Origin of the sequence: Agrobacterium vitis (genome assembly GCF_013426735.1) — a bacterium.
Lineage (GTDB): Bacteria > Pseudomonadota > Alphaproteobacteria > Rhizobiales > Rhizobiaceae > Allorhizobium > Allorhizobium vitis_D.
This window is the reverse complement of sequence record NZ_AP023276.1, coordinates 29994-56950: the sequence shown is the minus strand read 5'-3', so window position 1 is coordinate 56950 and position 26957 is coordinate 29994. Positions and strand designations below refer to the sequence as shown.

The 26957-nt window shown below is 57.9% G+C and carries 23 protein-coding genes; 11 read left to right on the top strand and 12 right to left on the bottom strand.

The window, feature by feature from the left end:
• The first annotated feature begins 9 nt into the window (after positions 1 to 9).
• Positions 10 to 1743 carry an ATP-binding protein gene (locus H1Y61_RS25785; protein WP_174113243.1) on the top strand — a complete coding sequence of 578 codons (1734 nt, stop codon included), beginning with the start codon at positions 10 to 12 and terminating at the stop codon, positions 1741 to 1743.
• Between the two features lie 78 nt (positions 1744 to 1821).
• The gene (locus H1Y61_RS25780) at positions 1822 to 2826 is read left to right on the top strand and encodes a response regulator (protein WP_174113244.1); all 1005 of its coding nucleotides are present in this window, start codon (positions 1822 to 1824) and stop codon (positions 2824 to 2826) included.
• A 191-nt stretch (positions 2827 to 3017) separates the two neighbouring features.
• Here H1Y61_RS25780 and H1Y61_RS25775 read toward each other — a convergent pair whose 3' ends face one another.
• The 3 genes from H1Y61_RS25775 to H1Y61_RS25765 all read right to left on the bottom strand — a co-directional run bounded on the left by H1Y61_RS25775 (position 3018) and on the right by H1Y61_RS25765 (position 6033).
• Positions 3018 to 4532: a hypothetical protein gene (locus H1Y61_RS25775; protein WP_180575626.1), complete on the bottom strand. Its 1515-nt coding sequence runs from the start codon at positions 4530 to 4532 to the stop codon at positions 3018 to 3020.
• Positions 4533 to 4698: 166 nt separating this feature from the next.
• A complete protein-coding gene (locus H1Y61_RS25770; protein WP_180575625.1) occupies positions 4699 to 5334 on the bottom strand; it encodes a VirC2 family conjugal transfer protein in 636 nt (211 codons plus the stop codon).
• Between the two features lie 3 nt (positions 5335 to 5337).
• A complete protein-coding gene (locus H1Y61_RS25765) occupies positions 5338 to 6033 on the bottom strand; it encodes a conjugal transfer ATPase VirC1 (RefSeq protein WP_174113247.1) in 696 nt (231 codons plus the stop codon).
• 233 nt (positions 6034 to 6266) lie between these two features.
• On the opposite strand from H1Y61_RS25765, the gene H1Y61_RS25760 reads away from it, so the two are divergent.
• The 8 genes from H1Y61_RS25760 (at position 6267) to H1Y61_RS25725 (ending at position 16935) form a co-directional block, all read left to right on the top strand.
• Positions 6267 to 6740 (top strand): DNA mobilization endonuclease VirD1/MobC family subunit, encoded by a 474-nt coding sequence (locus H1Y61_RS25760; RefSeq protein ID WP_174113248.1) that lies wholly within the window; start codon positions 6267 to 6269, stop codon positions 6738 to 6740.
• Between the two features lie 12 nt (positions 6741 to 6752).
• Entirely contained in the window at positions 6753 to 8726 is a 1974-nt protein-coding gene (locus tag H1Y61_RS25755; RefSeq protein ID WP_180575624.1) for a relaxase/mobilization nuclease domain-containing protein, read from the top strand.
• An 84-nt stretch (positions 8727 to 8810) separates the two neighbouring features.
• Positions 8811 to 9020 (top strand): hypothetical protein, encoded by a 210-nt coding sequence (locus H1Y61_RS25750; RefSeq protein ID WP_174113250.1) that lies wholly within the window; start codon positions 8811 to 8813, stop codon positions 9018 to 9020.
• Between the two features lie 29 nt (positions 9021 to 9049).
• The gene (locus H1Y61_RS25745) at positions 9050 to 10537 is read left to right on the top strand and encodes a VirE2 family protein (protein ID WP_180575667.1); all 1488 of its coding nucleotides are present in this window, start codon (positions 9050 to 9052) and stop codon (positions 10535 to 10537) included.
• Between the two features lie 183 nt (positions 10538 to 10720).
• On the top strand, positions 10721 to 12616 hold the full coding sequence (locus H1Y61_RS25740) for a hypothetical protein (RefSeq protein WP_180575666.1): 1896 nt from the start codon (positions 10721 to 10723) through the stop codon (positions 12614 to 12616).
• Positions 12617 to 12621: 5 nt separating this feature from the next.
• Positions 12622 to 12894, top strand: a complete 273-nt coding sequence (locus H1Y61_RS25735) for a hypothetical protein (protein WP_174113253.1) — start codon at positions 12622 to 12624, stop codon at positions 12892 to 12894.
• 191 nt (positions 12895 to 13085) lie between these two features.
• Entirely contained in the window at positions 13086 to 15113 is a 2028-nt protein-coding gene (virD4, locus tag H1Y61_RS25730; RefSeq protein WP_409364016.1) for a type IV secretion system ATPase VirD4, read from the top strand.
• 19 nt (positions 15114 to 15132) lie between these two features.
• Positions 15133 to 16935: a hypothetical protein gene (locus H1Y61_RS25725; protein ID WP_180575664.1), complete on the top strand. Its 1803-nt coding sequence runs from the start codon at positions 15133 to 15135 to the stop codon at positions 16933 to 16935.
• Positions 16936 to 17403: 468 nt separating this feature from the next.
• Here H1Y61_RS25725 and H1Y61_RS25720 read toward each other — a convergent pair whose 3' ends face one another.
• On the bottom strand, positions 17404 to 18036 hold the full coding sequence (locus tag H1Y61_RS25720; RefSeq protein WP_174113256.1) for an HAD hydrolase family protein: 633 nt from the start codon (positions 18034 to 18036) through the stop codon (positions 17404 to 17406).
• A 70-nt stretch (positions 18037 to 18106) separates the two neighbouring features.
• Between H1Y61_RS25720 and H1Y61_RS27000 the strand changes: the two genes are divergently transcribed.
• Complete coding sequence (locus H1Y61_RS27000; protein WP_268884062.1) at positions 18107 to 18232, top strand: hypothetical protein; 126 nt, start codon at positions 18107 to 18109, stop codon at positions 18230 to 18232.
• A 468-nt stretch (positions 18233 to 18700) separates the two neighbouring features.
• Here H1Y61_RS27000 and H1Y61_RS25715 read toward each other — a convergent pair whose 3' ends face one another.
• The 8 genes from H1Y61_RS25715 to H1Y61_RS25680 all read right to left on the bottom strand — a co-directional run bounded on the left by H1Y61_RS25715 (position 18701) and on the right by H1Y61_RS25680 (position 26578).
• A complete protein-coding gene (locus tag H1Y61_RS25715; protein WP_180575663.1) occupies positions 18701 to 19132 on the bottom strand; it encodes a hypothetical protein in 432 nt (143 codons plus the stop codon).
• A 34-nt stretch (positions 19133 to 19166) separates the two neighbouring features.
• Positions 19167 to 20786 carry a dihydroxyacetone kinase subunit DhaK gene (locus tag H1Y61_RS25710; protein WP_174113257.1) on the bottom strand — a complete coding sequence of 540 codons (1620 nt, stop codon included), beginning with the start codon at positions 20784 to 20786 and terminating at the stop codon, positions 19167 to 19169.
• 100 nt (positions 20787 to 20886) lie between these two features.
• Positions 20887 to 21885 (bottom strand): ABC transporter ATP-binding protein, encoded by a 999-nt coding sequence (locus H1Y61_RS25705; protein ID WP_174113258.1) that lies wholly within the window; start codon positions 21883 to 21885, stop codon positions 20887 to 20889.
• Positions 21878 to 22975 (bottom strand): ABC transporter ATP-binding protein, encoded by a 1098-nt coding sequence (locus H1Y61_RS25700; RefSeq protein ID WP_180575662.1) that lies wholly within the window; start codon positions 22973 to 22975, stop codon positions 21878 to 21880. Before H1Y61_RS25700 ends, H1Y61_RS25705 begins: the two co-directional genes overlap by 8 nt.
• A gap of 4 nt (positions 22976 to 22979) precedes the next feature.
• Positions 22980 to 23168 (bottom strand): hypothetical protein, encoded by a 189-nt coding sequence (locus tag H1Y61_RS25695; protein WP_174113260.1) that lies wholly within the window; start codon positions 23166 to 23168, stop codon positions 22980 to 22982.
• Positions 23165 to 24103 carry a carbohydrate ABC transporter permease gene (locus tag H1Y61_RS25690; protein WP_174113261.1) on the bottom strand — a complete coding sequence of 313 codons (939 nt, stop codon included), beginning with the start codon at positions 24101 to 24103 and terminating at the stop codon, positions 23165 to 23167. The genes H1Y61_RS25695 and H1Y61_RS25690 overlap by 4 nt, the downstream gene beginning before the upstream one ends.
• The gene (locus H1Y61_RS25685) at positions 24100 to 25047 is read right to left on the bottom strand and encodes a carbohydrate ABC transporter permease (protein ID WP_174113262.1); all 948 of its coding nucleotides are present in this window, start codon (positions 25045 to 25047) and stop codon (positions 24100 to 24102) included. Before H1Y61_RS25685 ends, H1Y61_RS25690 begins: the two co-directional genes overlap by 4 nt.
• 199 nt (positions 25048 to 25246) lie before the next feature.
• A complete protein-coding gene (locus H1Y61_RS25680; RefSeq protein ID WP_180575673.1) occupies positions 25247 to 26578 on the bottom strand; it encodes an ABC transporter substrate-binding protein in 1332 nt (443 codons plus the stop codon).
• Positions 26579 to 26957: the final 379 nt, after the last annotated feature.

The following is a 26957-nucleotide window of genomic DNA, read 5'->3' as shown; positions in this document are numbered from 1 at the left end:
TTTGCAGCGTTGAACAGTTTTTCGATCAAGGATTTCGCCGTATCGAAACGCGGCTGGATGGCCTGTGTCGGTGTGATCGTGGCCTTGTCGGCGGGGCTCTGCAGTCTGGTCTGGCTGATGCAGCAGCCTGATCGGCCGCTTGCCGATTTCCGCAGCCGGTTCGATGCGTTACGGACGACCGAAGCGGGCTGGGATGCCGAACTCTTGTCACTGCAACTCGGCATTGCCCGAAATTACGATGCGGTGACGCGGACGGCGGCGCAGCTGAAACGCGGCGTGACGGAGCTTGCGACGATCGTTGACAGCAATGACACGCTTGCCCCCCTCAAACCTTCCCTTGCCGGATATCAGCAGACCATCACCACCAAGGACAGGCTTTCCGAGCAGGTGAAGGCAAGTTACGCCATGCTGCGCAATTCGGTGGCGGTGATGCCGAGCGCGATTGCCGATGCTTACGGCCAGCCCGGCATTCTGGCCATCATCAACGGGTCGGACAAGCGCATCTCCGATCTGGTCACGGAGACGATTACCGCGATGGTCAGCTTCACCATGTCCCCGACGCCATTGCTGCGCGACGCGGTGCAGCTGCGGATTGATTCGACCCGGGCCGCCGCGCAATCGCTTTCGCCGACGCTCTCCGGCCCGATCGAGCGCTTTCTCGCCCAGACCGAAGTGGTGATCAGGGAACGCCAGCGCGGCAATGCGTTGATGCTGGAAACCGCCGCAGTCCCGAGCGACGCCGCTGTGACCGACCTCGAGACGCAATTGTTGGCACTGGAGGCGGAACAGGGGGCCGGAAAGCGGCGTCTTTGGGAGCTGACAATCGTCAATGCGGTGCTGCTGCTGCTGGCATCCGCTGCCTTCGTCGCGGTCTTGTGGCAACGGTTCGCCAAACTCAACCAGGAAAATCGGGTGCTGCAACAGGCAAACGATGATGCCGAGGAACAGCTGATGCAATCGGCAAAACTCTCGGCGCTCGGGCAGATGGTGGCGGGCATCACCCACGAGATCAACACGCCGCTGGCTTATGTGACGGCGGTGTTCGAACTGATCAAGGAACGTCTGCTGGAAAGCCCTGACATTATCGAGGATGCTGACAGTGAGGATGACGAGGTCTCGCTCCAGGACAAGCGTGAGGAAATGGAACTGCTGCTTGAGGATGGCCTGCACGGCCTGAGCGAGATGACGGCGCTGGTCAAGACGATGAAGAATTTCTCTCGTCTGGATAAGGGGAATGTCGAGAGTTTTTCGGTGGAAGAGGCCATCGAAGGGGCTCTTGCTGTGGCCCGGCCGCAGATCGGCACAACGGCCGAGATCCGGCGCGAATTCGATGCCGTGCCACCGATTATCGGCTCGGCATCGCAGCTGCGCCAGGTGCTCGTCAACCTGATCGTCAATGCGTCAGACGCGATGGCGATGCTCGACCGGCGTGGTCGGCTGACGGTCAGGACCAGAATTACCTCCTCCGACACGGTGCAGATCGATATCTGCGACAACGGCCCCGGCATGGACGCGGAAACCCTGGCGCGGATTTTCGATCCATTCTTCACCACCAAGCCGGTTGGTCAGGGGACCGGGATGGGGCTGGCGATCTGTTACCGGATCGTCGAAAACCATGGCGGCACGATCACGGTAAACTCGCAACCGGGCATGGGAACCGTCGTAACACTGACGCTTCCACGGCAGGACGAGAAATTCGCCGATACTCCAGCCGACGCCGATCAAGCAGTGAAAGTGGCCTGACTTCGGAATTGTCACGACCCGATCTAAAATTTAAAACGCCAGCAGGCGCCGATACCGACGACGAAAGGTTTCAAGTCGATGCATGATGAACCCGATGAAACCACGCCGCTCGGAACCAGGCAGACGGAAGACAGGATCTCCGAAAGCCCGGCAAGGGACGCAAAGCCCGTGGTTCTGTTCGTCGATGACGAGGAACGCGTCGTCCGGCTGTTGAAGATCATGTTTCGCGGCCATTACGAGGTCCACACGGCCCCCAGTGCCCGGGAAGCATTGGCGATCCTCGAATCCATTCCGGTCGATGTGGTGGTCAGCGACCAGCGCATGCCTGATGTCACCGGGATCGAGCTGTTGTCGCAGGTCCGCCAGCGCTGGCCGGCAACGGTGCGGTTGCTTCTGACCGGCTACAGCGATCTTGTCGCCATTATCGGCGCTGTCAATGAGGGCGAGGTGCATCGCTTCCTCGGAAAGCCCTGGAACCAGACAGATCTGCGCGCTGCAATCGCGGAAGCCGCAGAGATTGCCCTCAGCAACCGCAGCAGCCACCGCAATATGCAGCCGATCTGGCGCGGCGATACCAAGGGCACCCAGTTCAGCATCGCCTCGCAACTGCTGGCGATTGAAGGCTGCGATGCGGACCGGCTGGAAATCGTCGAAATGTTTTCGCGTGACTTCCAGGTTCATCCTGCGACGTCGATCAGGGAGGCGATCGAGGTGATCGCCCGCCAGGAGATCGGCGTCATCGTCACCAGCACCGCCGTTGACGGCACGGACATCAGCGCCTTGCTCGGCGAAATCGCCCGCATCGATCCGGCCATCACCACCGTGGCGATGACCTCGGCGCCGCAGAGCGACACGGTGATCCGGCTGATCAATAGCGGCAGGATCTATCGCTTTGCCATCAAGCCGTTAAGCCCCAACCTCTTCCGCCTCGCCGTCAATGCCGCGATGCGCGAACACCATCGGCGCCTTGCCGATCCGCGCGTGGTGAAGCGGCGGATGCAGCGCGAGGCGGAGGACGGGATAGAGACGGGGGAGGCTTTCGTCGCCACTCTGATGGAAAGATTGAATCAATTCGAGAGTTGAAGGCTTATCGACGGCCGGCGCTGTAAGCGCCACCGCCAGTTCGAGAAGAAAGGCAACGAGCAGGACCTTCCTGCCGGGCAACCGATAATAATCAAGCGGAAAACCAGGATAAGGCGCGGATGCGTCAAAGGCTCGAGATATTCGAAAAAGCAATACCAGCTGCCATTTTCAACGGCCGTTGGTCTGAGGCATCAGAGTTCGTTGCCGTGCTGACGCGCTCGTGCGCGCTCGTGGTATCGGCTGTTGTTTTCCGGCGATGTGGGCTGCGCGTCCGCTTCAAGCCGCGCCTGCTTGCCAGGACGCTCCTCGTCCAACGAACCATCCTGCGAGCGGGCCCGCTTTTGTGCCGCACGGTCAGGCTTCGATGAGGAGGGCCGGTTGGCGCCGTCTGGTGTCGCTGCGTTGGACATTTCCTGCCGGTCCGGCTGCGACCATGCTTTGTGATAACCGTCCAACGCTCCAGCCAGCGCCTGGATCTGGTCTTCTTTCTTGAACTGCCAGTAATGCTGATGCTTGAACGTCCCCAGTGATCCGGCAGCATCGTCCACATCTTGCCCAAGAAATGCCTTGCGGTGGTATGACATTTTTTGAAGAAAACGGGTTCGGTACGAAAAATTGGTCCGGTTTGGGGTGATGACCGCGTCCAGCCGGGTCAGGACGGCGTTGGCCGCAGATTGAATATGGTCCGGGACAGGGGTGGGGGATGGCGTTTCGCGACTGACGGCGCGGCGTATACCCGTCGGCACCTGCTGCGGCACGGGATCGGGCGGACGGGCCGTTGCCGGGCTTTTCCGCAGCCAGGCGACCAGAGGCGCGACCCGAGGCTTGTCGTCGGCATGGTGGGGCGTCATGGCCATATAATAAGCCTGAATTTTCGTCCCGATCCCGATCGCCACGCCAGGGGTTAGACGTTTGGGTACTCCAGCGACCGCGCAGATGCGTGTCTGCACGTCATCCATGGCGGCTTTAAGCTGCGCCACCGGCTGCTTCACCGTGTAGTGCGCACTGTTGGGAATAAAATCTGGACTGTCGCTCTTTTCACGCATTTTGGCGATCTGGTCTTCGCGTTCCATCCAGTCTCTGATCGTGGGATTGCCGGCCACCACATCAACCAATTGCTGGCGCAGCGGGTTGAAATAGGCGCCTTTCGGCACGAGCGCGTCAAGTTGACGATCGATCTCCGTCAGATTTGCCCGGAACTTTGCCCGGTTCGGAGCTTGCATGGTAACGGACGGGGAAATCTGGTGGTCCAGCTCGCCGCCGTTCTTGCGATAGCCGAGCAGTTCCAGCGGCGGGAACTCCATCGGATCGGCCGTCTTCAGATCACGGTAGCTCGCCAGGCTGCGATAAAGCCCCTTCAGATCCTTCGCCTCCAGCGCGGGTATAAAGCGCGGGGCTTGCGCGTCTATGGCGGTCAGTGTCGCGGCGATCTGTTCGCCGTCCTTCGCTGGATCGGCGCGAAAGAGACGGTCCTTCAAGATCCGGTCGAGCGCGCAGGTCCGCTGCCAGTCATAGGCAGCATGAGAAGGGATGAAGGTGCTGAGTTCGGCGTCGATCTCAAGCGCAATCTGATCACATTGCTCGGATTGTCCGGTACGTACGCCAGCATCTGCACGAGACCGACGATTGGAAGCCTGGACGCGCGACGGTGTGCGGAACCGCCGGATCTCGGTCAGCACGTTCATGGCATCGTTTTCGGCCTGCATGTTTTACTCCTTATACCAAGGCTCGAAGATGTGGACCGCATCCTCGTCTTGAAGGCATTGCAGATATCTCAAATGCTTGCACCGCTTGAGATATTTGCAAAAGGAATACGAAGGGTCGTCTTCAATGACCCCTCGTATGACCGGGCGGGCCACCACGCGCCGCATCTCAGCGGGGTCGCCGGGTCTCGGCCTCGAAAAAGGTCGCCAGGGCGGCGCAGGCCAGCTTGCGGCCGAACGCGCGCGTGCTTTCAAAACCAAGGGGGTCAAAGTAACTCCGGGCGATTTCGACCAGCCGGACTGGCATCATGCGGGAAGTCTGGACGACCGTTATGGCGCTGAGGTTGTCGATCGGATATTCATTTGGCGCCGTCAGGTGCGATCCGTTGTCAAGCCGCGTGTCATAGACATCGAGGGCACGGCGCAGGACCATTTGCAGCGCCTTGTTGGCTGGATATTGCCTGCAGAGCCGGTCGAAAGCGTCGCTGATGCCGGCTGCCGGAAGGGGGGCGGAGAGAAACACCTGGATCTTCGGTTCATCGCAGCGCGGTTCGGCAAAGGCTGGTTCCGGTTTGCGGCGATCGATGCGGGGCGGCTCGACCCGGGTAACGGCTTCACGCGACGCTATTTCGACCGGTATTTCTGGTGACGCGGACGGGGTCGCGTTGGGAACCGCAGCCGTTACAGCGTCAGACATGCCATCGGGCTGGGCGTTCAAAGCTGTTTCGGACAGCGGCTCTTCAAGCCGACTTCTGGCAAGGCGCTTGGCTTCCGTGACCGAGACGCTAGGCTTGCGGATTCCCATCCGTTAGTCCTCCAGCGCATGCGTGACGAAGTTCCCGAGCGCCCGGACCTCGTCCATCGCCGTTTCGTAATTGCGAGCCATCAGCCGCATGGACGGATTTGCCGACATGGCGGCCAGGGTCAAATGCAGCATTCCACGCTTCTTCATCGACGCGAAAGCATCGCGCTCATACATCGGGGCGCCGAACTGCGGCAGAATGCTCAACAACTCGCAGGCGGCCTTGTGCGACGTCGTCGCCCGGCCGACGGGAACGCGCTGCTGTAGGATGGCGGTCTGAACGTCCAGCTTTTCGGCAACCAGCAGCTCGATGATGTAGCGATAGGTTGACAGGGCCTCGTCGATATCGAGCGGGGTCAGCATGGTAGGAACCAGCAGGAAATCCGAGCTGGCGATGATGGTATTGTTAAGCTCGCTTGATCCGCCATGCGTATCGGCAAGCGCGTAGTCGAAGCCGTCCTGTTCGGCCTCTTCATAGGCTTCCTCCAGCAGGGATAGTTCGTCGGCGACGAAGACCTTGCACTGCGAGTCCCATGTGCCGCTCTCAATCGCGTTTTCCATCCAGCGGCTGAGTGGCCTGTTCTCGTCCGCCTCGAACAGGGCGACGGTCTTGCCGGTGGACGCAAACGCCGAGCACAGGCCCATCAATGCCGTTGTCTTGCCGGCGCCTCCCTTGAAAGAGCAGCACGTCAGAAGCTTCATCAGAGACCCTCAATATAATAGTGATAATATAAAACGCCTGTATGGATGTGTAATTGTACATTTATCGTTTTATAAAAGGATGATCCAGAGCTATATCGTTACAAATGTCACTGTTTCGAAATATATTTTCATTGAAAAACGTAAGGCATCAAATTATATGCTGAATGTATGCGTTTTAATGTCGAAATATATGATGAAATAAGCGCATGATCCTATGAAAGGTGACCGGTCCGATGACAGAATCGACTATGACCAGCGGACGAGACGATGCACCCATCCTGAAGAAGCGAATGCCCGCTTATGTCGATCCCGACGCTTACAGGATTGTCAGCGTTCGCCTGCGCCGGGCGGAATACGAATGTTTCACGGCGCAAACGGAGGCTCTCGGCATCAGCCACAGCCGGGCGCTGCGCATTGCCGCGCGGCGGATCGCCGGTTTTCTCGAAATCGATGCGGCGACGCGGACGTCCATGTGCCGGATCAGCGAGGAGATCGGCCAGATCTCCACCAGCCTGCGGCAACTGAGCCGTATCGCGGTCCGCGACGGTTCGGTGGACATGCAACGGTTTATGGCCGACCGTTCAGCCTTTGGCCGCGAATTCACAGCGCTCGATACGCTGCTGCAATCCATCCTGAGTGTCTCCCTGCGCCGGCAGGATGGCATGACCATTCTCAAGGACGCCGACCGCAAGAGCCAGGCAGAGTAGGAAGAGCGCGCGATGCCCACCCATGCCGCCGTCATCAAGCGCGTCACAACGGGAGGAACGCGAAACGCGGCTGAGTTGAAGCAGCAGCTGAAATATCTGGCGCGCAAAAACCGACCGGACCGCGCGCCTGTCCGGCTGATTGAGTCCGCGCGCTATTTCGGTGTGGCGGAACATGCCCTTCCCCAGGATGCGCCCGATCAAATCCAGGAAACGAACCGGATCATCGGCGAATTCACGCAGCGCGTCTATCAGAATGTTCCGCCCGGCACAGAGCTCAACCATAATCTGACGATGCATTTCGTCATGAGTTTCCCGCCGGTCGAGGATATGGAGGACGGGAATGGGGACTATCTGGAAAGAGCCGAGACCGCCGGTCTCGAATGGGCCGAGGAAGTTTTCGAAGAGGGCTATCCGGAGGCTGACGGCACGGTTTATAGCTACGACTACGTGGCTGCCTTCCATCGGGAGGGCCCAGACGAGCGTCACCCGCATCTGCATGTTGTCGTCAACCGCCGTCCGATCGGCCATGCGGACGCGGCTTTGCTCAGGATCGAACGGGATCATCCGCATTTCAGTTATGACGCCATGCGTCAGACTGCTGTCCGGGTTTCCGCAAGGCGACATATCGCGCTGACATTCCTTCCTGATCTGGGTGAAGGGGAAGATCTGGACCTCGACATTCTCAGAATGGGCCTCGACTACGATGCCGAAGGCGTGGCGCCGGACGACGTCCACGATGAAAACCATCCCGACGCCTTTGGTGACGAGCGGACCGCCGCGGATCTGGCGCGCGGTTGCACGCCGCCTGGCTTGATGCTGGACAGTCCCGCGCCTTCGGACGATGAAGATAACGATAGCGATAACGGTGACGGCGGAGATGGAGATTTCCGGTCGAACGATCCGTCTTCGCCCCGGCACACGCCGGAGGATTTCGATTCGAATTTCGGGCGCGATAGCAACGATGATGACGATGCCGGGGATGACGATACGTCGGGGAATAGGCGTTTAAGCTCAGCCTCTGGACGACAGGACGATGCGGACGATCCCCTGCAGACGCAAAGCCGGCGTCCCTTCTCCTTTGATGACGACGCCGAGGGCGGCGACGAAGCTGCCGGCGTTGAGGATGACGACGACAGTCTCTACCGAGTTACGCCGCCGTCCCGCCGTGCGCCGGCGCCAACCCCGCCGCGGGCATCCGCTTCGGATATGGCCGCAGCCGGGCAGGGTGCCGCGCAGGGTGCCGGGGGCCCCTCCGGCAGCCGGAAGCGTCCGCGCCCCGGCGAGGAGGACATGCCTCCCGCCAAACGGGTGCGCCAGGGTGAACATGACGTATCTTCCGGACCGGAGGATGACATTGAAACGGGAGGCGCGCGTGACCAGTCTGAACCGCTCGCCAGTTCGTCGCGCGCGACTGTGCCGGTGGAGCGGGAGGACCGTGGGACCGGCAAGCGCAAGCGCGTCGGAGATACGCAGGACACGCCGGACAAGCGCCAGCGGACAGGAGAGCAGCCGGCGCTGGCGGCACAGAACGGCGCGGCGGGAAGCGGCGGGACGGCAGGTTCGTCAGGGGGAAGGGACGGCTCCGCCGGACCATCACAGACCCGCCCCGTACCTGTCGCAACAGCCTCGGGCGCACAAACCGGCGCGTCCGGAGCCCCCGCGGCGGCGCAGGATCCTCTGGTTGCGCGCAGGACTGCGGCGGACAGCCGCCGCGACACTGCGATCACCGCCCTTCAGGCGCATAACCGCCGCGTCAAGCAGCGCACCGGTGCGGTGAGCGCGCAGGAGGCAGCGGCGCTGCGGGCAGAAACGCTGCGTCTGCGCCGGGAGTCGGTTCAGGCACTGCGGGAACAGCGCCGCGCCTATGAGGGCCAGACCAATGTGACCACGCGCGCCCAGAGCGAGGCACGCGCGGCCGAAGACCGTCGCCTTGACAACCGCAACAGCACCGACGGTTCACGCGATCCGGGTAATCGCTCTCGGTAATCAGGGGGCCCGATCATCATAGGGACCGATAATCAGCGGCCCCAGTCATCAAAGGACCCAGTCATCAAAGGAAAGGACACGACAATGAGCCTGAAACATTTGACCCATTCCCCGCCGTTGCCAGCTGCCGCCGAAAACAGCGGTCGGACCCTGGACTTGCGCAAGGGCAGGAGGGCCTCCCCGCAGGCTGCGGGACCTGGCGTGGTGCGCTATGTCACGCATGACGAAGAGATCGAGCTGATGGATGACGAAGCAGCCCTCGCCCTTATGGACGAACCTGCCCACCAACACTGACCCGCCGAAAGACCGGCCGCAGGACAAGGATGGATATCATGGCTTATGGAAACACGTCAGGCACCACCAAGGTGAAAGAAGAAGAGCTGGACCTCATTGACGATTTCGCCGCGGTGGAGTTGGGCGGACCCGTCGCTGCGAAATATGCGGAAGGGGCCGTCGAGATTACTTTGCACAGAGCTGTTCCGCGAAACCAGGTGAAATATCCGGGGCAGGTGGAACTCGTCCCGGACGAATTCTTTGAAAAGACTTTCGGAAGCGAGCTGAAGAAGACCGATTACCCGGTCGTTCTTGAATACGGAAAAAACGGCCCCCTGAAACCCGCACCGGCTGCTTTCTACGACCTCGATTATCCCGCCGGCATGTCAATCAGCGAGAAATCCGAGTTTCGGAAGCAGAACTGGGCCAATGTTCAGGAGGCTGTGGGATCGGAAATTAAATCCTTTGCGGGGAGGGATCAAAAGCCTCTCGACCGGGACGATCCCAGGGCCAGACACGAGACGCCGGGCGGTGAACGGTTTCGCAAATGGGATTATCACGAAAAAGACAGGTGCGGCGACACCCTTCCGGACATGAGCTTGCGCAAGGACAGCAAAAGCAATCCATGGGGCTACAGGCTGACGATGCAGCCGTCCCTCGATCCCCAGGACTACGTGCGAGCGGCTGAAAAATACGGGAAGGAGAATGTTGGCCTCAAGGGTACCGACAATATCACCCGGAGCGTGGCTGATCTCGAAAAACGTGGTCGTTTGGAGCCGCAGAAGGCGTTTCACGAGCTTCGGGGCGACATCTATGAGTATAACAGAAAACTTCCGAAGATCGTCGTAGAGAACGCGGGATCTCTGGTCAGTGCCAAGCTTCTGAAAGATGAAAATTTCTGGAGCAAACGCTCTGATTTCAAGGATACGCATCAGAAACTGACCAACAATCCGAATAAATTGACCATTGGAATGCTCAATAAGCATGGCACCTATATTAGCCCCGATTTCTTGAAAAAGACGGACCCGAAACGCTTCGAGGAGCTGAGGAAGGAGGCCGGGCTTGGAAAAAATCTGGCCCTAGCCACGAAGAGCTTTAAGGCGGATAAAGTTTGGAGACAGACGTCCGAAAACGTTCTGACACCGGCTGACAAGGTTCGGCTGAAGGAGGGAGAAAAGCTCGGCGACAAGGACCTCCAGACATTTTCGACCAGTACAAAGAATGGTCGCTCCACCGGTGCGCTCAAGATGCTCTACGCCACCAACCGGGATCAGGACACGATCACGCCCGAGGTTGCCAAGCAGATGGGCGTTGAGGCACGGATCAGCCCTTATGAACAGAAGCGGACCGATTTTCAGAAGACCGGATTGAAGGCAAAGACGCAGGATGCCTGGGCCAATGGAGGCGGGGATGATTCCGAGAGTGACACCGCGCCGAAGAGCAATCCGAGAAACACGCCAGACACCTTGCGGCAGCTCGATCCTCGCCCCCCCCGTAGTAGCGCCAGTTCGGCATCCATGGACATGAGTGACAGTTGACAAGCCGACCGCACGCAGCGCCTGGGTCTCGCCGCTCCCTCAGGGGCTCATGGCCCCCGTAGCATTTCCAGCACATACACTTGCGCCAAAAATGCTCGGTCTTTCTGTTCTACCGCATTGTCCAAATTTGAAAGCGATCCTGCTTTCACCGAAACGCTCTAACCGCGCACGAGGAGCCTCATCATGGCTGCACTGTGGGACAAGGACGCCAAGACATTCCTGATCACCGATGCAGGGAGTGTAAAAGACAGGGCGCTGTCTCTCGGCATTTACAAGAGAACGCCTGACTTCAACAAGGTCACCCAAACCTACAAGGAGCAAAGGCGCCTGCCCTTTGGACTGAGTACCAAGGAGGATATCTACGCTTTCGCCGGTCGCAGCGAAAACGGTGATCTCTATATGCGCGGCACCAAGCACGAATCCAACTGGGTCCGGAAGAAGGACACCGAATATTACCCGGGCAAAGGCAAGAAATCCGAAGACCGGCGCTATTTTGGCGGTCTCTTTTCGTCCGGGAAAGATTACGACAGGGATGGCGAGATCATCGGCACCCGCGAGGGCGATCTTTTCGGCAGCACCCGTTGGTCGAAGTCGAAGGACGGCCGTCACGAGAGCCTGGAGCATGACGATTTCGGCGGCTGGCACCGCAGCCGGCGGGAGGCTATTGGCCTGCCGGATGGCAGGAGAGAGACATGGCGTACCATGGAGCGGCATGTCGGCTCCTATTCGATGACGATCGCCCCCAGTCAGGACGGTACGCAGGAGACGAAAACGCGCAGTCTGGGGCGGCTCGCGGGGCGAGCCATCTTCGAGCGCGCTGTGACCTACGATTTCGAGACCGGGCAAAAGACCACACGCTATGGCGGTCTGTTGCGCCGTATCCTTCCCAGGCCGAAGCCATCACCCATCTCCGCCAGAGATATGGACGCCTATCATATCAGGAGGGACGCGGCGCAGGCCGCGGGGAACGCTTGGTCCGACCATGCGCTTGGGCTTAAGGGGAACGAGGGGATGGAGCTTTCCTCCTCGGATCGAGCCGCTCGTTTCAAGGAAGGTCTACAGAATCAAGGCCGGGCAACGAACAGGGTCTCGGACTGGGTCGAGGAGCGTCAAGCCGAGCACGAGGCTTCGAGCAGGCAACCCATTCCCTTTCGAACGGGCGCCGTCGCCCGTCACCACGATACCCTGCGCGACGTTTCCGTTGGTGAATCGAGCAGTGACACTCTCGTTGCGTCGAACCGGAGCGAGCGAAGTGCGACCCTTAGCTCATCCTCCATCGCCTCCGACAAAGCGGTCGCGTCCAACGGCTCCGACGTTGAGAAGGCACCCAGCGTTTCGTCGCTGCGGGTCACGAGACCGGCCTCCGTCGGCCTTCGGGATCTGCCGTCCCTGCCGCCCGACACGCCGCTGAGACATATCAAGGCGCAGGAAAGAATGGCCCGAGAGGCAAACCGTTCCTCCAACGAAAACGACGCGGATGACGAAAGCGATGTGGGAACGACGACAGCAAACACTCGGAAAAAACCGCGTAAACAAGCATTCGTGGAAAAGTCAGTTGCCTCGGACAGCTCGCAGGACGGGGCTCCGCCGACCCGCAAACCGGCTCGCGTCGTTAAGACTCGCGAAAGGGCGGGAGCAGACAGGACCGGGACTGTGACGGACAGGAATTTGACAGACAAGGATCTCGCTGGTGCCGTCAATCCACGTCCGGTGCCCAAGGATTTCAAGATCGGACGGCTGTCCACGACTGCCGGCAAGGCGCCCGCTGGCCTCGGAGACGACAGCAGCGACGACCAGTCTGCCGCGTCCAGCCGCGCCAAGGGGCGTACGGGCCTGCCGACGACACAGCAAACGCCGCGGTTCGATAGATTATCCGATAATGATCTCGCTGGTGTCGTCAATACGCGTCGAGTGTCCAAGGATTTCAAGATCGGGCGGATCTCCTCGGCTGTCGGCGAGGTGCCCCCCGGCCTCGGAGACGACAGTGACAGTGATAGTGGCCCCATCCCCGGCAAGCGCAATCTGGATTCGCGATCAGATCATAGCCGCGCTCGCGGCGCCGCATCCTTTGCGGATTGAGCGCGATGAGCGAGGGAAGGCAGCAGGGCACGGCGGGGGACGGGCGGACGCCCATTCGCCGGCTCGGCTCGAAGGGTTTAAGCGATAGCGTGTCGGTACCCGCAGAGGGCAAGGGCCTTGGTGGGGAACGGCCATCCGGCGACGGCCTGCCTCCTGCCCCGCCGCCGTCGAGACCGGCGCGACCGAGCCGCGAGGAGATGCAAAGAGCCTCCCGCGACGTGGACCTTGTGCGGCCTCCCTATGACGAGCGACCACGCCGGCGCGGTGGCCGGGCCTGATACTGAAGGCACAGCTGCGTGGCGGTCGGTCTGTTGAATAGCCGGCTTATACGAAGAGCCACTGAAAATGGCAGTTCATATTCCGTTTTCAAATATCTCAATGCGTTGATATATTTGAGATATTCTAAATCGCTTCAAAGCGAGGATGTGTCAGCGTCTTCGAGCTTTGGTATTAGAAGGCATGACACATGATTCAGGACGGCAAGAACAAACTTCACGCTCTGGTTTTCGGCCTCGTCTTCTCGCTGCCGGCGGGCCTGATCCTATGCAGCCTCTATGTTTCGCTGCGACACGGCATCAATGCGCAGGCGCTTGAGACGTTCGACCTTCTGGCCTTCTGGTACGAGACGCCCTTCTATCTCGGCGTGATGTCTGACGTTTTCATCCGATGCCTGACCATCCTCGGCATAACGACGGTGCTTATTCTGGCGATTATGGCGAAGGTCCTGTTCAAGGAGAAGCATTTTGGTACGGCGCGTTGGGCACGCTTTCAGGAAATGCGGCGCAACGGTTATATCAGGCCCTATCGGCGGATCTCCGGGCCGGTCTTCGGCAAGACTGGAAGGCCAGGAGGAGCTGGCCACTATCTGACCAATGGCGAGCAGCCCCACAGTCTCGTGGTCGCCCCGACTCGTGCCGGCAAGGGGGTTGGCGTCGTTATTCCAACGCTTCTGACGTTCAACGGTTCGGTGCTTGCCCTCGACGTCAAGGGCGAGCTTTTCGAGCTGACATCGCGTGCGCGCAAGGCCAAGGGCGACCGCATCTATAAATTCTCCCCGCTCGATAAAAACGCCCGCACCCACTGTTACAATCCGGTGCTCGACATCGTTGCCATGCCGCCCGAGCGTCGCTTCACCGAGACGCGCCGGCTCGCCCACAATCTGATTGTCTCCAAGGGCAAGGGCGCCGAAGGCTTCATTGACGGCGCGCGCGATCTGTTTGTCGGCGGTATTCTTGCCTGCATCGAGCGTGGCAATCCGACCATCGGCGCGGTTTATGATCTCTTCGCCTCGCCGGGCGAAAAATACAAGCTGTTCGCCCAGTTGGCGGAGGAGAGCAAGATTCCTGAGGTCGTGCGTATCTTCGACAACATGGCGGGAAACGACACCAAGATCATCACCTCCTATACCTCCGTGTTGGGCGACGGCGGCCTCAACCTCTGGGCCGATCCGATGGTCAAGAATGCTACCGCGCGGTCTGATTTTTCCATTTACGACCTGCGCCGTGACCCGACCTCTGTCTATATCTGCATCAGCCCGAACGATCTGGAAGTTGTCGCTCCGCTCGTTCGGCTGTTTTTCCAGCAGACGGTGTCAATCCTCCAGCGGGAAATGCCACAGAAGGACGAAATCTTCGAGGTCCTGTTTCTGCTCGACGAATTCAAGCATCTGGGTCAGCTTGAGGCGATCGAAACGGCGGTCACCACAATCGCCGGTTACAAGGGGCGCTTCATGTTCATCATTCAGAGCCTTTCGGCTCTGACGGGCGCCTATGAACAGGCAGGCAAGGAAAACTTCCTCTCCAATACAGGCGTCCAGGTCTTCATGGCCACCGCCGATGACGATACGCCAGAATATATCTCCAAATCGATCGGCGAATATACCTTCCAGCAGAAAAGCAAATCCCACTCCACCAAGGAATTGTTCGACAGCAACATCCAGGTCAGCGACCAGGGCGCTCGGCTGCTGCGGCCCGAACAGGTGCGTCTCATCGACGACGACAGACAGATTGTGCTGATCAAGGGCCAGCCGCCCTTGCATATGCACAAGGTCAAATATTATGCCGACCGCCATCTGAAACGGATTTTCGAAGGCCAGACGGGTGAGTTGCCGGAGCCTGAGCCGCTATCCCTGACAGCGACGCCGTTCGTTATCGCTCCGAGGGCGTCTGGAGCTGAAAAACTGCTTCCACAGGACGACCCGTCGATCACGCCGGACGATGACGCGGCTGATGCGGACGAGGAGGTCCCCTTTGAGGAGGAGGAGATCGAGGATGAAGAAGACCCGGACGAAGCCTTCGAAGAAGAGGATGACGAGGATGAGTTCGGCATCGCCATCAATGACGCGCCGCTTGCCGCCGAGCCAGTGCCGCCGTCTCGCGCTCCAGTGCAGCTGGACATGTCGGCCAGCTCCAAGGCTCTGGAGACCCAGCGCCTTCTCCTCCTGCAGATCAAGGAAGTACAGAAGCGCAACCGGTCGCAGTATATGAGCGTCGATTAGACAGAAAGCGAGTGACAACATGGGCAAGCGCTTGCGGCGCGTGGCGTCTGGGACCGATTCGTCCAGCACGACAGACTCCGAGGGGGAGCCGAAGGCAAAGCGCACCCGTCTGCTCTCGCCCAGTGCGCAGGTGCCCCGGAACGAACCTCTCGGGCTGAACGATCTGCCGACCGAGATCCACGACCTGATCAACCATTACCTCGTCGTTGAAGACGATATGATCACAACGCTGAAGCATCTTGGGCGGGTTCGAAATCTAAGCCCAAGGTTTGAAAAAAGGATTGCTTATTCCTTCGGCGAAAAACGGGTCAAGCAAATAAACATCGCCCTGAAGGGCTGGGACGAGACCGTCGCGCGCTTCCCCGTCGCGCCGCCGGAGAACACTGTTAAAGGGCAAACCCTATCCTATCTGCGTACCCAGTCGGGTCTCGTCGCGTTGCACAGTAAGGAAGGGCGCCGCCATATCACCAGCGGCGTCCTTGCCCATAAGGGAGAGGATTTCCAGGAGGCCAGTGTCCTCAACCTTATCCGTAATATCGACTATATTGAGCCGGATCAGCGCTCCAAGCTGGTGAGACATGTGGCCGAGTACCGCTTGGCCGATCATCTGGTCGCCGAACTCGCCGCAAGGGTTGATCGTGTTCCGGTTGCTGAGCGCAGCCTGGTCGTTAACGAGAGCCTTCTGCTTGATGAACCCGATCGCAGTTCGGCTCTCGAACATCTGGCTGGCCATCTCGACAGCCTTGAACAAGGCGACCGTAAAAACATGCTGAACGAGGCCAAAACGCCAGGTCAGGACCGGTCGCGCCTGCTCGCAGCGTGTGGCGTGCATGCCGATGCCTTCGAGCTGGACGAGCAGACGGCTCTCATAACCGGAATTTGCAACTTGCCCGAGGATGACTCCTACAAGATGCAAGGCCTCAACGCCGTTTCCAAATGTTTCGAACGTCTCGACCCGGAACTCCAGCCACTCGTCGCTCGCCAGATCCTGCGATCTGTTGAGCAGCCGCAGCAAGCGCCTCTCAGGCCGGATCAGCCATGGTACACCGCGCCGCACCGGTCGAGGATCGAAGCCCTTCAGTCGATGCTGAGCAATACAGCCACCGAGGATAATGGCAACGCGTTCCGCTTCGCCATCGATCGGCTCATGGCGCCCTCCGGACGGCCGGACCTTGCGGCGCAGGCGCAGCTCGTTCCCTTCATGGACGAGGATGAAAGGCCTTTCCTGTCAACGGACCGGATGCCGGATGCCGATGCGATTGACGAAGACGTCATGTATAGGCTGACCTTGCGGGTGGCGGATCTCGACCCGGACGAGAAGGTCGCCTATCTCACATCTGTGCAACAGATGGATCACGACAGCGAGGCTTACCGGAACATCGTCTCCTATAATCTATCCCACCATCTCGCCGCGTTCACCCCGAAACAACGGTCGTCGCTGGTCACAGCCCAGCTCGCAATCGCCGACGAGGACCCGATCCAGGCTGATTCTGCGTTCAAGCGCATCGCGGATGGTGCGAAATATCTCCAGCGCAGCGACATTCGCGCAGCAGTCACGACGGCTGGCCAGTTGGCGGACAACAATTCTGGAGCGGTTCTGGAAAGTTCCCGGCTTGGCGCGTCTATCAAATCCTGTCCCGGTCATACCGCCCGCATGCTCGAACGATGGACGGCCAAGATCCTGCTGCGTGGACCGAAACCGGTTCAGCGTCCAGCCGCTTCAGCGCCCCAGGAACTCCCCCCCGCCGATACCGGATCGCCGCGCCCGCCAAGTGAGACGCTGTATCCCGACCGTGACCGGTCGCCCGGTTTCAACCGCTGACAAATGCGTAAAAACAAAGAGCTGAAGCGTTGCTGCGATTCTATGAAGAGCAGAAACGCTTTAGTCTGTCTCTGAAAAGGGATCCGTCTTGAACTATGGCTTATACCAAGTCATCGAGGATGATGTGATCTTTGGCAGGATATGACCAAGTGTAAACAGTCTGCCTCACCTTTACTCGCGCACCCGCTCCCTTCGCTTCGCTTCGGGGGGGACCCCAGCCTCGCAAAGGTGAGGCAGACTGTTTACACTTGGTCATATTTTGGATTTTCAAGACAGTTTTCAAAATTGGACTTCAAGATGGGTCTCAAAAGTGAGTTTTATTGATGGCTTATATAACAAATGAGTGTGTCAATGAAATCCTCCGCGCTATTCCCATCTGTTGCCTATGCCTTCCCCAGTCCCCTATCATTCCTCCTGCCCGTTCCGTCCTACTGTTCCATCCTTCCTTCCGTGTCATGTGCTGTTACATCAGTTGAGAAGGGTCAGGAACCAAGCAAGAACCTGAAGCATGGTCTCGTGATCGGCAACGCAAGCGAAGTTCGGGAGATTGTTGGAGACCATGATGCCCATATCGGCAACCTTGAGCATGGGGCCATCGGTGTTGCGGCTGTCACCACAGGCAATCGACACGTGACCGGGGAAGTGCTTCATGCCTTCGAGCAACGAGGTGGCCTTGCTGAGGGACTTCATGGTGATATCGACAAAGCCAGCGGTTTCTTCGACCAGATAGACCTCAGCGTAACTGGCGGCCTGCTGGTTCATCAGGGCGAGGACCTTGTTCCAAGAGGCGGGCTTGTCTTTGCCAACATGGCCAACCGCATAGCCAGCCATCTTACGGTTGAGGAAGAGGTTGGGGTCGCCCTTGATCAACTCGTCCATGGCATCGGCGAACTCCTCGACCATGGGGGGAGCATCCTTGGTGGTGGTCACGCCATTGATACGGGTCATGAACCCCTTCTCAGTGACCAGATTGGCGGTGGGCTCAACGCCGATCTTGGTGCAGTAGTCTTCGGCTTGGGCGGTGATCAGCAGGACATGCTTGGCAAGAGCCTTGAGGAGGGCGTTGGCCTCGGAAGTGAGGTGTTTGCCAACAGCGGTCAAGGTGCCGTCGATATCAAGGCACCAAACGATCTATGTCCTGTCAGCGATCAACACGACTTGAGATGAATGCATGCACACTTACTTTCTGCGCATTCGCAATGATCCAGCTGGTGAAATCGACACCAAGCCACTGGCGAATGTCGTCGATGGTGGGAGCAGTGATGGGAGCCATTGCGAGGATGGAGAGGGAGGTTGAAAGCTGTTGAGTGCTGGGGGAAAAATATGAGTGTTGTCTGTGGGAGTGATGGGAGAGTGATGATGGGAATGAAGTGAGAACTGGAGAGGGGAATGAGCTGGTCTTTATAGACGGTCAGAGGAGGCCAAGGAACGACCTGCTTAGCGGAGAAGACCATCCATCGGGAAGTTATTCCTCCGTGCTGACAAGCGATGTGTCATGCCAAGGCTAGGCATCCATAGCTGAGGAGGCAGTGCAGGTCGCATGACACGAAAAACTTGCTCACATGCAGGCGCAAATGAGGATCGACATCTGTTCATTGGTCGCGTCTAAGCGAGGTGTGGACCACATGCATCATCATCCACAAAAGCTGAATGCGTGACCAACTTTCGCAAGGACTGTGCAGAAATACGAGTTTCATGCATCAGCTTGCATGAGACCAGAGGATATCGAGCAATTTAGCCGACACTTCATGGTGGGGCGAAGATCTTAAGCAAAGAGGTTAGGGTGAAAAGTGGGGCCGATTTCCAAGGGATTACGTAGGGTGTGGCGCAGGAGTGTGGCAATAAACACGTGACGGGGCAGGATAAGAACTGTGTAATCTATATTCGTTTGTGTGTATTTTTGTATATATATGAATTGATTTCTTGATTTCTTGATTTCTTGATTTCTTGATTTCTTGATTTCTTGATTTCTTGATTTCTTGATTTCTTGATTTCTTGATTTCTTGATTTCTTTGTCTGTCTGTCTGTCTGTCTGTTTATTTGTATGTCTGTCGGCTGCCAGATTTAGCGCGGTGTGGCGCTGCTGAACAAAGCCAGACCTCACCGCGACTGTGCGACACCCCGATTTTTGGAAACGTGAAACCCGGTTTTCCGGACAACACAAATGACAAAAAAAGCGAGCGTCTGTCAGGTTCAATCTGAACCAGACAGACGCTCGCATCGTGCATCGATCAAGCGGCCAGGTGTTCGAACAACCTTGCGACGGCTTCAGCGCCAGGATCGACATGTCCTTCAAGCTGCTTGGCATTGATGTAAGCAGCACGGCCGGCTTTTGCTTTCAGAAGCGTGGCTGTTAGATCGGCGCCGGCGCGGGCCGCAGTGGCTGCCGATTGAACACCCTTGTCCAGTGCGTCGAGTGCTGGCGCCAGTGCATCAACCATGGTTCTATCGCCAAGACGTGCGCCGCCGATTTCCTGCATGCGGGCAAGGCCAGCCTTTAATGCACCGGACATCGGTAGACCACTTGAGGCAGCGTCTCCGGCCGCTGCGAAGAAGATTGCCAGAAGCACGCCAGAAGAGCCGCCCATCGTCTGGCTCAGTTCCAGACCGATCGCACGATAAAGCTGGGTATGGTCTGAAAGGGGCAGGCGATCAATGGCATTGATGAGTGCACGCGCTGCGCCGGCAAGTGTTGATCCGGTATCACCATCGCCGGATTTCGCATCCAGAGCGTTGAGATCCTGCTCGGCGGCGATCAGGACCTTGCAGCACTTGATGACGAACGCGCGGGTTTCGCGATGCTCGGATGGCTGCGGCGTGATCGGGGTCAGACCGTCAGGCAGCCGTTCGACGTGAACTGGCTTGACCACGGAAAGACCAGGCCAGGCTGCGATGGGAACAGGTGCGGCGAGCGCTTTGAGATCGACCTCTTCGATTGGATAGATCGTTATGGAGAACCCGTGCATATCGAGGGATGTCATCATCGAAGCCGGACCTACGACATGCGAGATGTGTTTGCCGATCGACGAGTTGAAGAGTTCATGCGTCAAAACGGACATCTCGATACTGGACGTGCCGCCGAGATTATTGATCAAGGCAACATGCGGTCGATTGTCCATCGCGGCAGTCAGCTTGTCTGCAACGGCCTGCATCGCCGTCTTTGCATCGACAAACGCGATTTGCTCGACACCTGCTTCACCGTGAATGCCCAGTCCAAGCTCTACCATTCCATGGGGAATGCGATCTTCTTTCGGGGAACCTGGAACGGTGCAGGTATCGAGTGACATGCCGATGCTTTTGGCGCCAGCACAAACGCGCCTGGCGGCGGCCGTCACCGATTCAAGATCTTCGCCTGCCTCGGCAAGCGCTCCGGCGATCTTGTGAACCAGCAGCGTTCCGGCCACGCCGCGCGCCTGCGGCAGATCTGGCAGTGCGACGTCATCGCCGACCACCACCATATTGACATTCAGGCCGAACGCGCGGGCTCGCTCGGCAGCCAGGCCGAAATTCAAGCGATCGCCTGTATAATTCTTGACGATCAGCAAGCATCCAGCGGGACCCGTAACCGCAAGGATGCCGGCAAGAACGGCATCGACGCTTGGAGAGGCAAACACATCACCGCAGACAGCGGCTGTCAGCATCCCCTCCCCTACAAAGCCTGCATGCGCGGGCTCGTGTCCTGAGCCGCCTCCAGAGACGAGCGCGACCTTTGACTTGTTCCAGTCACCTCTCAATACGACGCGAATGTGCGGAAAGCCATCAAGGCGTACCAGGGCCCCGCCACTCATTCTGAGCAAGCCGTCGATAGCCTCGGTAACGATACTCTCCCTCTTATTGATGAATTGTCCCATAATAAGTCCTCTCAGGGGTTGTCCGACCTAAAGTACGGAACGACCTTTATTCATGATGTTATAAAAACAGGGCTCGAACCGGGTGGCTCGTGACCTGTTGCTACGAGTTGAGGCGCGTGCCGTCCGCCCTGAAATATAAAGGCTGGTCCGGTTGTATCTTCAATATGTCGCCGCTTTTAAGCGGTGTGTGGGGGTCTGTGACGGTGATCAGTTCGATTGTCTTGTACGCAAGATGTAAGCGGGTCTGGTCGCCGAGATGCTCCACGCGTCTGACGATCGCATCCTGGCCTTCGCCCTGAGTAATGTGTTCGGGCCGCAGACCCATCGTGACAGCACCGAATGGAGCGCCAGGAAAAAGATCCGCTGCCAGAATATTGATGTGCGGTTGCCCCAGGCGTGTTGCAGTGTAGACGTTGACGGGTTGTTCGTAGATCTCGCGCGGCGATCCGAACTGAACCAGCCGCCCTTCCTCAAGTACGCCGACATGGGTTGCCATTGTCATGGCTTCGATCTGATCATGCGTCACATAGAGGAGGGTGGCGCCTGACTTGGCTTGAATGTTTTTCAGTTCCACGCGCAGATCGGCTCTGAGCTTGGCATCCAGGGAACTCAAGGGTTCGTCCATCAGATAAATTTGCGGGTTGCGAACCAGCGCCCTGCCGATGGAAACGCGCTGCATCTCCCCGCCGGAGAGAGCTGTCGCCTTGTTGTCGAGTTTATGGGAGATTTGCAGGGTTTCCGCGATCTGGTTCACCTTGCTGTCGATGGCATCCTGGGGTGTTCTCAGGAGGGGCGATCTGAGCGGAAACTCAAGATTCTGGCGCACGGTCAAATGCGGATAAAGTGAGTATTGCTGGAAAACCATGGCAACGTTGCGTTGGGCAGGTGTGAGATCTCGAACGGGCAATCCGCCGAAATAGACGTCCCCCTGGTCCGGCCTGTCAAGCCCGGACACTATGCGTAACGTCGTCGTCTTGCCGGCTCCCGTCGGGCCAAGCAGCACGACGAATGACCCGTCAGGAATCCGGAGCGAAACATTGTCAAGGGCCGCGTGCTGGCCAAACATCTTGGTTACATTTTCAAGCCTGATGTCAGCCATGACGCAGAACTCCCTCGTTGCCGGCAGACAGCAATGCCTGCCCCTTCACGCCTTCGAAAATCGTCACAGTGGTTGGGTTGAAGCCGAGACCGATCAACTCGCCGGTACGCACAACCTGCTTGGACGAGGTGCGCGCCTTCGCTTCTCCGTTTGGGGTGTCCAGAGTGATAATCTGGGTCGTTCCCAAATACTCTGTCGCCAATACGCGTCCCCTGTAGGCTGAGGCGTCATCGAAACGGATATGCTCCGGCCGGACGCCTAGCGTCAGCTTTCCAGATGCTCCTTCACGGACTTCGGGCATGCCGAAACGCTGTCCGGAAAGATCGATGTTGCTATTGCCCGGTCCGATAGAGCCATCGAAATCAAACAGGTTCATCGCTGGCGAACCGATAAATCGCGCTACGAATTTTGTCGCTGGCCAGTCATAAATCTCCTGGGGCTTGCCAAACTGCTCGACAACGCCATGGTTCATGACGACGATCTTGTCACCCATCTGCATGGCTTCCAGCTGGTCATGCGTGACGTAAACGGTTGTCGCGCCGATCCGATCGTGCAGCGCGCGTAACTCTTGCGCCATGTGTTCACGGAACTCTGCGTCAAGAGCCCCCAGAGGTTCGTCCATGAAGAAGGCTTTCGGTCGCCGCACGATGGCTCGACCCAGCGCTACACGTTGTCTGTCGCCTCCCGACAATCCGCCAACGGGACGCTCCAGAATACTATCAATCTTCAGGATCCGGGCGACGTCCAAAACCCGCGCCTTTACCTCGGCACGTGGCACGCCTTGACTGATCAGCGGATAGGAAATGTTATTGCGGACGTTCATGTGTGGATACAGCGCGAACATCTGGAAAACGAAGGCGATATCGCGCTGGCTGGCGGGCTTCTGTGCGACTTCCTCACCGTCGATGAAGATCTCGCCGCCGGTCGGTAATTCCAGCCCGGCCATCATCCGCAATGTCGTCGTTTTACCGCAACCGGAAGGCCCCAGAAGCATAAAGAACTCGCCGTCCTCGATCGTAAATGACGAGGACTGCACGGCGGTGAACGCCCCGAATTCCTTGCGCAGGTTGTGAATTCTGATCTGTGCCACTGGACTACTCCGGAAAATGGCTGACGATGATGAACATCACCGTGCCCGTCAGCGTGACGATGAAGGAATAGGAAAAGAGCACGATGGTGAATGGCTGCATCAGCATGATAACGCCCAGCGCGATCAGGATTGATGCCACCATTTCCCATGCGCCGCGGCGAAACCGGAACAGTCCGTTGATGAAATTGGTCATTTGCGAACAGCTCCGAAAGTGATGCCGCGCAGCAGATGCTTGCGAAGGACGATCGTGAAGACCATGACGGGGAGAAGAAACAAGGTTGCGCCCGCAGCCACGGCCGGCCAGTCCTGGCCCCCGACCCCGATGATCGTTGGAATGAAGGGTGGAGCAGTCTGGGCAGTTCCCGACGTCAGGAGCACTGCGAAGGCATACTCGTTCCAGGCAAAGATGAGGCAGAAGATCGCCGTCGATGCGATGCCCGTCATCGCCTGGGGAAGGACGACCTTGTAGAAGGCTTGAAAGCGCGTGTAGCCATCGATCAATGCCGCTTCTTCATACTCGATGGGAATTTCGTCAATGAACCCTTTGAGAAGCCAGACTGCCAATGACAGGTTGACGGCAGTGTAGAGCAGGATCATCCCCGCATGCGTGTCGTTGAGGCCAAGTTGCCGGAACATCAGGAAAATCGGAATGGCCACTGCTATCGGCGGCATCATGCGCGTCGAAAGGATGAAAAACAGAAGATCATCCTTTAACGGCACTTTGAAGCGCGAGAAGGCGTAGGCCGCCGCGGTCCCAAGCACAATACACAGGACCGTCGATCCAAAACCGATGATGACGGAATTGGTAAAGCGCTCCGCAAAGCGCGACGGGCCAGCGATGACAAAGCCATCCTTGCGAACAATGCGATCATACCACGTCGTCGGCTCGCCCAGCGTTTGCAGCTCCTCTGCGGACGCCCGCGTGCGGCTGGTAAAAAGGTTGACATATCCTTCGAGCGTTGGCGAAAACAACGTCTTCGGCGGATAGGCAATCGCATCCGACGGCGACTTGAAGCCCGTTCCGATAATCCACAGCAGTGGCAGGAGCGTTATGATCGCATAGACGACCACAAGGCTGCCTGCGAACCATTTTTGACGGTTCGAGGGTTCTGTAACCGAATAGCTCATCTTTGTTTGACCTTGTTCAGGGCTTTGACGTAGATCGACGCGAGGCCGAACACGGTGACGAAGAGAATGACCGCGTAGGCCGAGGCATAGCCCGTGCGCCATTTCTCAAAGGCTTCTCGCTTGAGATTGATCGAGGTCAGTTCGGTGATCGAACCGGGTCCGCCGCCAGTGAGCTGCACGACGAGATCGAACATCTTGAAGTTTTCGATGCCGCGAAACAGAATGGCCAGCATCAGGAAGGGCAGCACCATCGGGATGGTGATCGTCCAGAACTGACGCCATTTGCTGGCGCGGTCACATTCTGCCGCTTCATAAATGCTGGGTGGGATAGAACGCAGGCCTGCAAGGCAGATCAGCATCACGAAAGGCGTCCACATCCAGGTATCGACGATGACAATGGCCCAGGGCGCCAGCGAGACGTCGCCGATCATTGAAAAGGACGATGGATCGGCGCCCGTCAGATACCCAACGGCGTAGTTGAAGAGACCGATCTGCGGTTGATACAGGAATGTCCAGAAATTGCCGACCACCGCGGGGCTCAACATCATTGGCAGAACGATGATGGTCGTCCACATGTCATTGCCGCGGAACTTCTTGTTGATCAGATAGGCAAGCGAAAAGCCGATCAGCACTTGCAAAACGATGGTCCAGACAAGGAAATGCGCTGTCGCCTGCATCGTCTGCCAGATGTCATCGCTGGTCAGAATGCTGGTGTAATTTTTCAGACCGACAAACTCGACCGGAGCATTCGGTCTGTTAACGCGGAAATTCGTAAAGCTCAGCCGTATTGTCCAGATCAACGGGAAGATATTGACCGCAAGGAGAAGGAAGATTGACGGCGCCACGAAGATCCAGGCTATCGCCCTGTCTGACAGGCCTTTTATACGCGCCGTAAGGACGGGCGGCGTGGCCTGCGCCGTCCGATCAGCCGATGTATCGAGCATGGTGTTTTCCTAAGTACACACGGGAGAATGGGCGGGACCGGCAGCAAGAATGCCGGTCCCGCAGAGACGCTGATCCCCGCTTGGGAGGGTTCAGACCGCGCCTGGCGTTTATTGGGGAAAAGTGGGCACTGTTTTTCCCGAAAAGACAAACGACAACAAGATCTAGAGTCTGTTTGGTTTAATCTGAACCTGACAGACTTTAGTATTTGCCTTCGTCGGAAAAGATCTCCGTCCAATCGGTGACGAGACCGTCGAGCGCTTCCTTAGACGTGCCTTGCCCTGCAACGACGTAATTGTGGAAACGTTTCTGGGCTGCCTGCAACAAGGATGCATAAGAAGGCTCTGCCCAGAAATCCTTCACAATCGCCATCGAGTCCAGAAATGTCTGGGCATAGGGTTGGCTTTTGGCAAAGCCTGGATCTTCAACGACAGATCTGAGTGCGGAATAGCCGCCCAGTTGCCACCACTTGGCCTGTATTTCAGGTTGCGCGAACCATTTGATGTATTCAAGGGCCGCTGCCTGCTTTTTCGAGGCCGCTACAACGGAAATGCCTTGGCCGCCAAGCTGGGCAAACTGCTTGCCGTCAGGGCCCGCAGGATTGGGAAAATATCCTGACTTGTCGCCGCCAACCTTGGGGTCGGCGTTGATGCCGGGCCAGGTGAAGGCGAAGTTCATATGCATTGCCACTTGGCCGGACTTATAGGCATCAATGTTTTCCGACATATAGGCATCGGACGAGCCGGGAGGGGCGCAGCATTTATAGAGCGACTTGTAAAACTCCAACCCCTGCACGGCACCTTTGGAGTTGACGAACCCTTCCAGGTCATAGGGTTTGGCAGGGTTCTGATATTCAAAGCCAAAGCTGTACAGGACATCCATGACGCCCATGGTTATGCCTTCCGAGCCGCGCTCCGTATAAATCGCAGCGCCATAGACGGTATTGCCATCAATCGTCCGGCCCTGGAAGAATTCACCGATATCCTTAAGTTCAGCGAATGTTTTCGGAACTGCGAGGTCGCGCCCGTATTTCTTCTTAAACTCAGCCTGAAGGTCCGGCCTGGAAAACCAGTCCTTGCGATAGCTCCAACCGACCACATCACCAAAGGCCGGCAGTGCCCAGTAGTTTGGGGTTCCTTTCGGCCATTCAGAATAGCCGGTCACTGTCGCGGGAATGAAATCGCTCATCTTGATGCCTTCTTTTTCGAAGAAACCATTGAGCTTGACGTATTGGCCGTTTTCGGCAGCGCCTCCCACCCACTGGCTATCGCCGATCATCAAGTCACAAAGCTTGCCGCCCGAGTTGAGTTCGTTGAGCATCCGATCGGCGAAATTGGGCCAGGGCACAAATTCAAAGTGCATCTTGTTGCCTGATTTGGCCTCAAAATCCTTACTTAAAGAGACAAGCGCATTGGCCGGATCCCAAGCGGCCCAGCACAACGTAAGATCTTCAGCTTGGGCAAGCTTGGCCGAGCCCAGCGATAGAATGCCAGCAGCCAAACTGGCTGCGAGTAATGACGTCATGGATTTCATGGTACTTCCTCCCTTTTTTAAGGCTGGTCCCTCGTGCACTGACGCATTCACTTCGTTCATGCTTTCGTGCACTCATTTTTATGCATCGATTTTTCCAAACTCGGCTGAAGCCTCCGTTTGGATCGATGCACTAGGGGACAAGCCTCCGCGCGCCCCGACGAGCATCGATAAACTTCAGGTCTGCCGGTAACGGCGCTCCTCCCTCCAGCGAAGCGTCTGTGGCCCTTTTGGGTGGCCACCAATCATGCCGTTAACAAAGACATAATTGAGGTGCGCACCTCAAGGCAAGCTTTTTTTGAGGTGCGCACTTCAATTCTTGCTTTTTTCGCGTCTCTGTCGGAAAGAAGATCTGTCACACCAGCCAGAGAATGAGAATAAA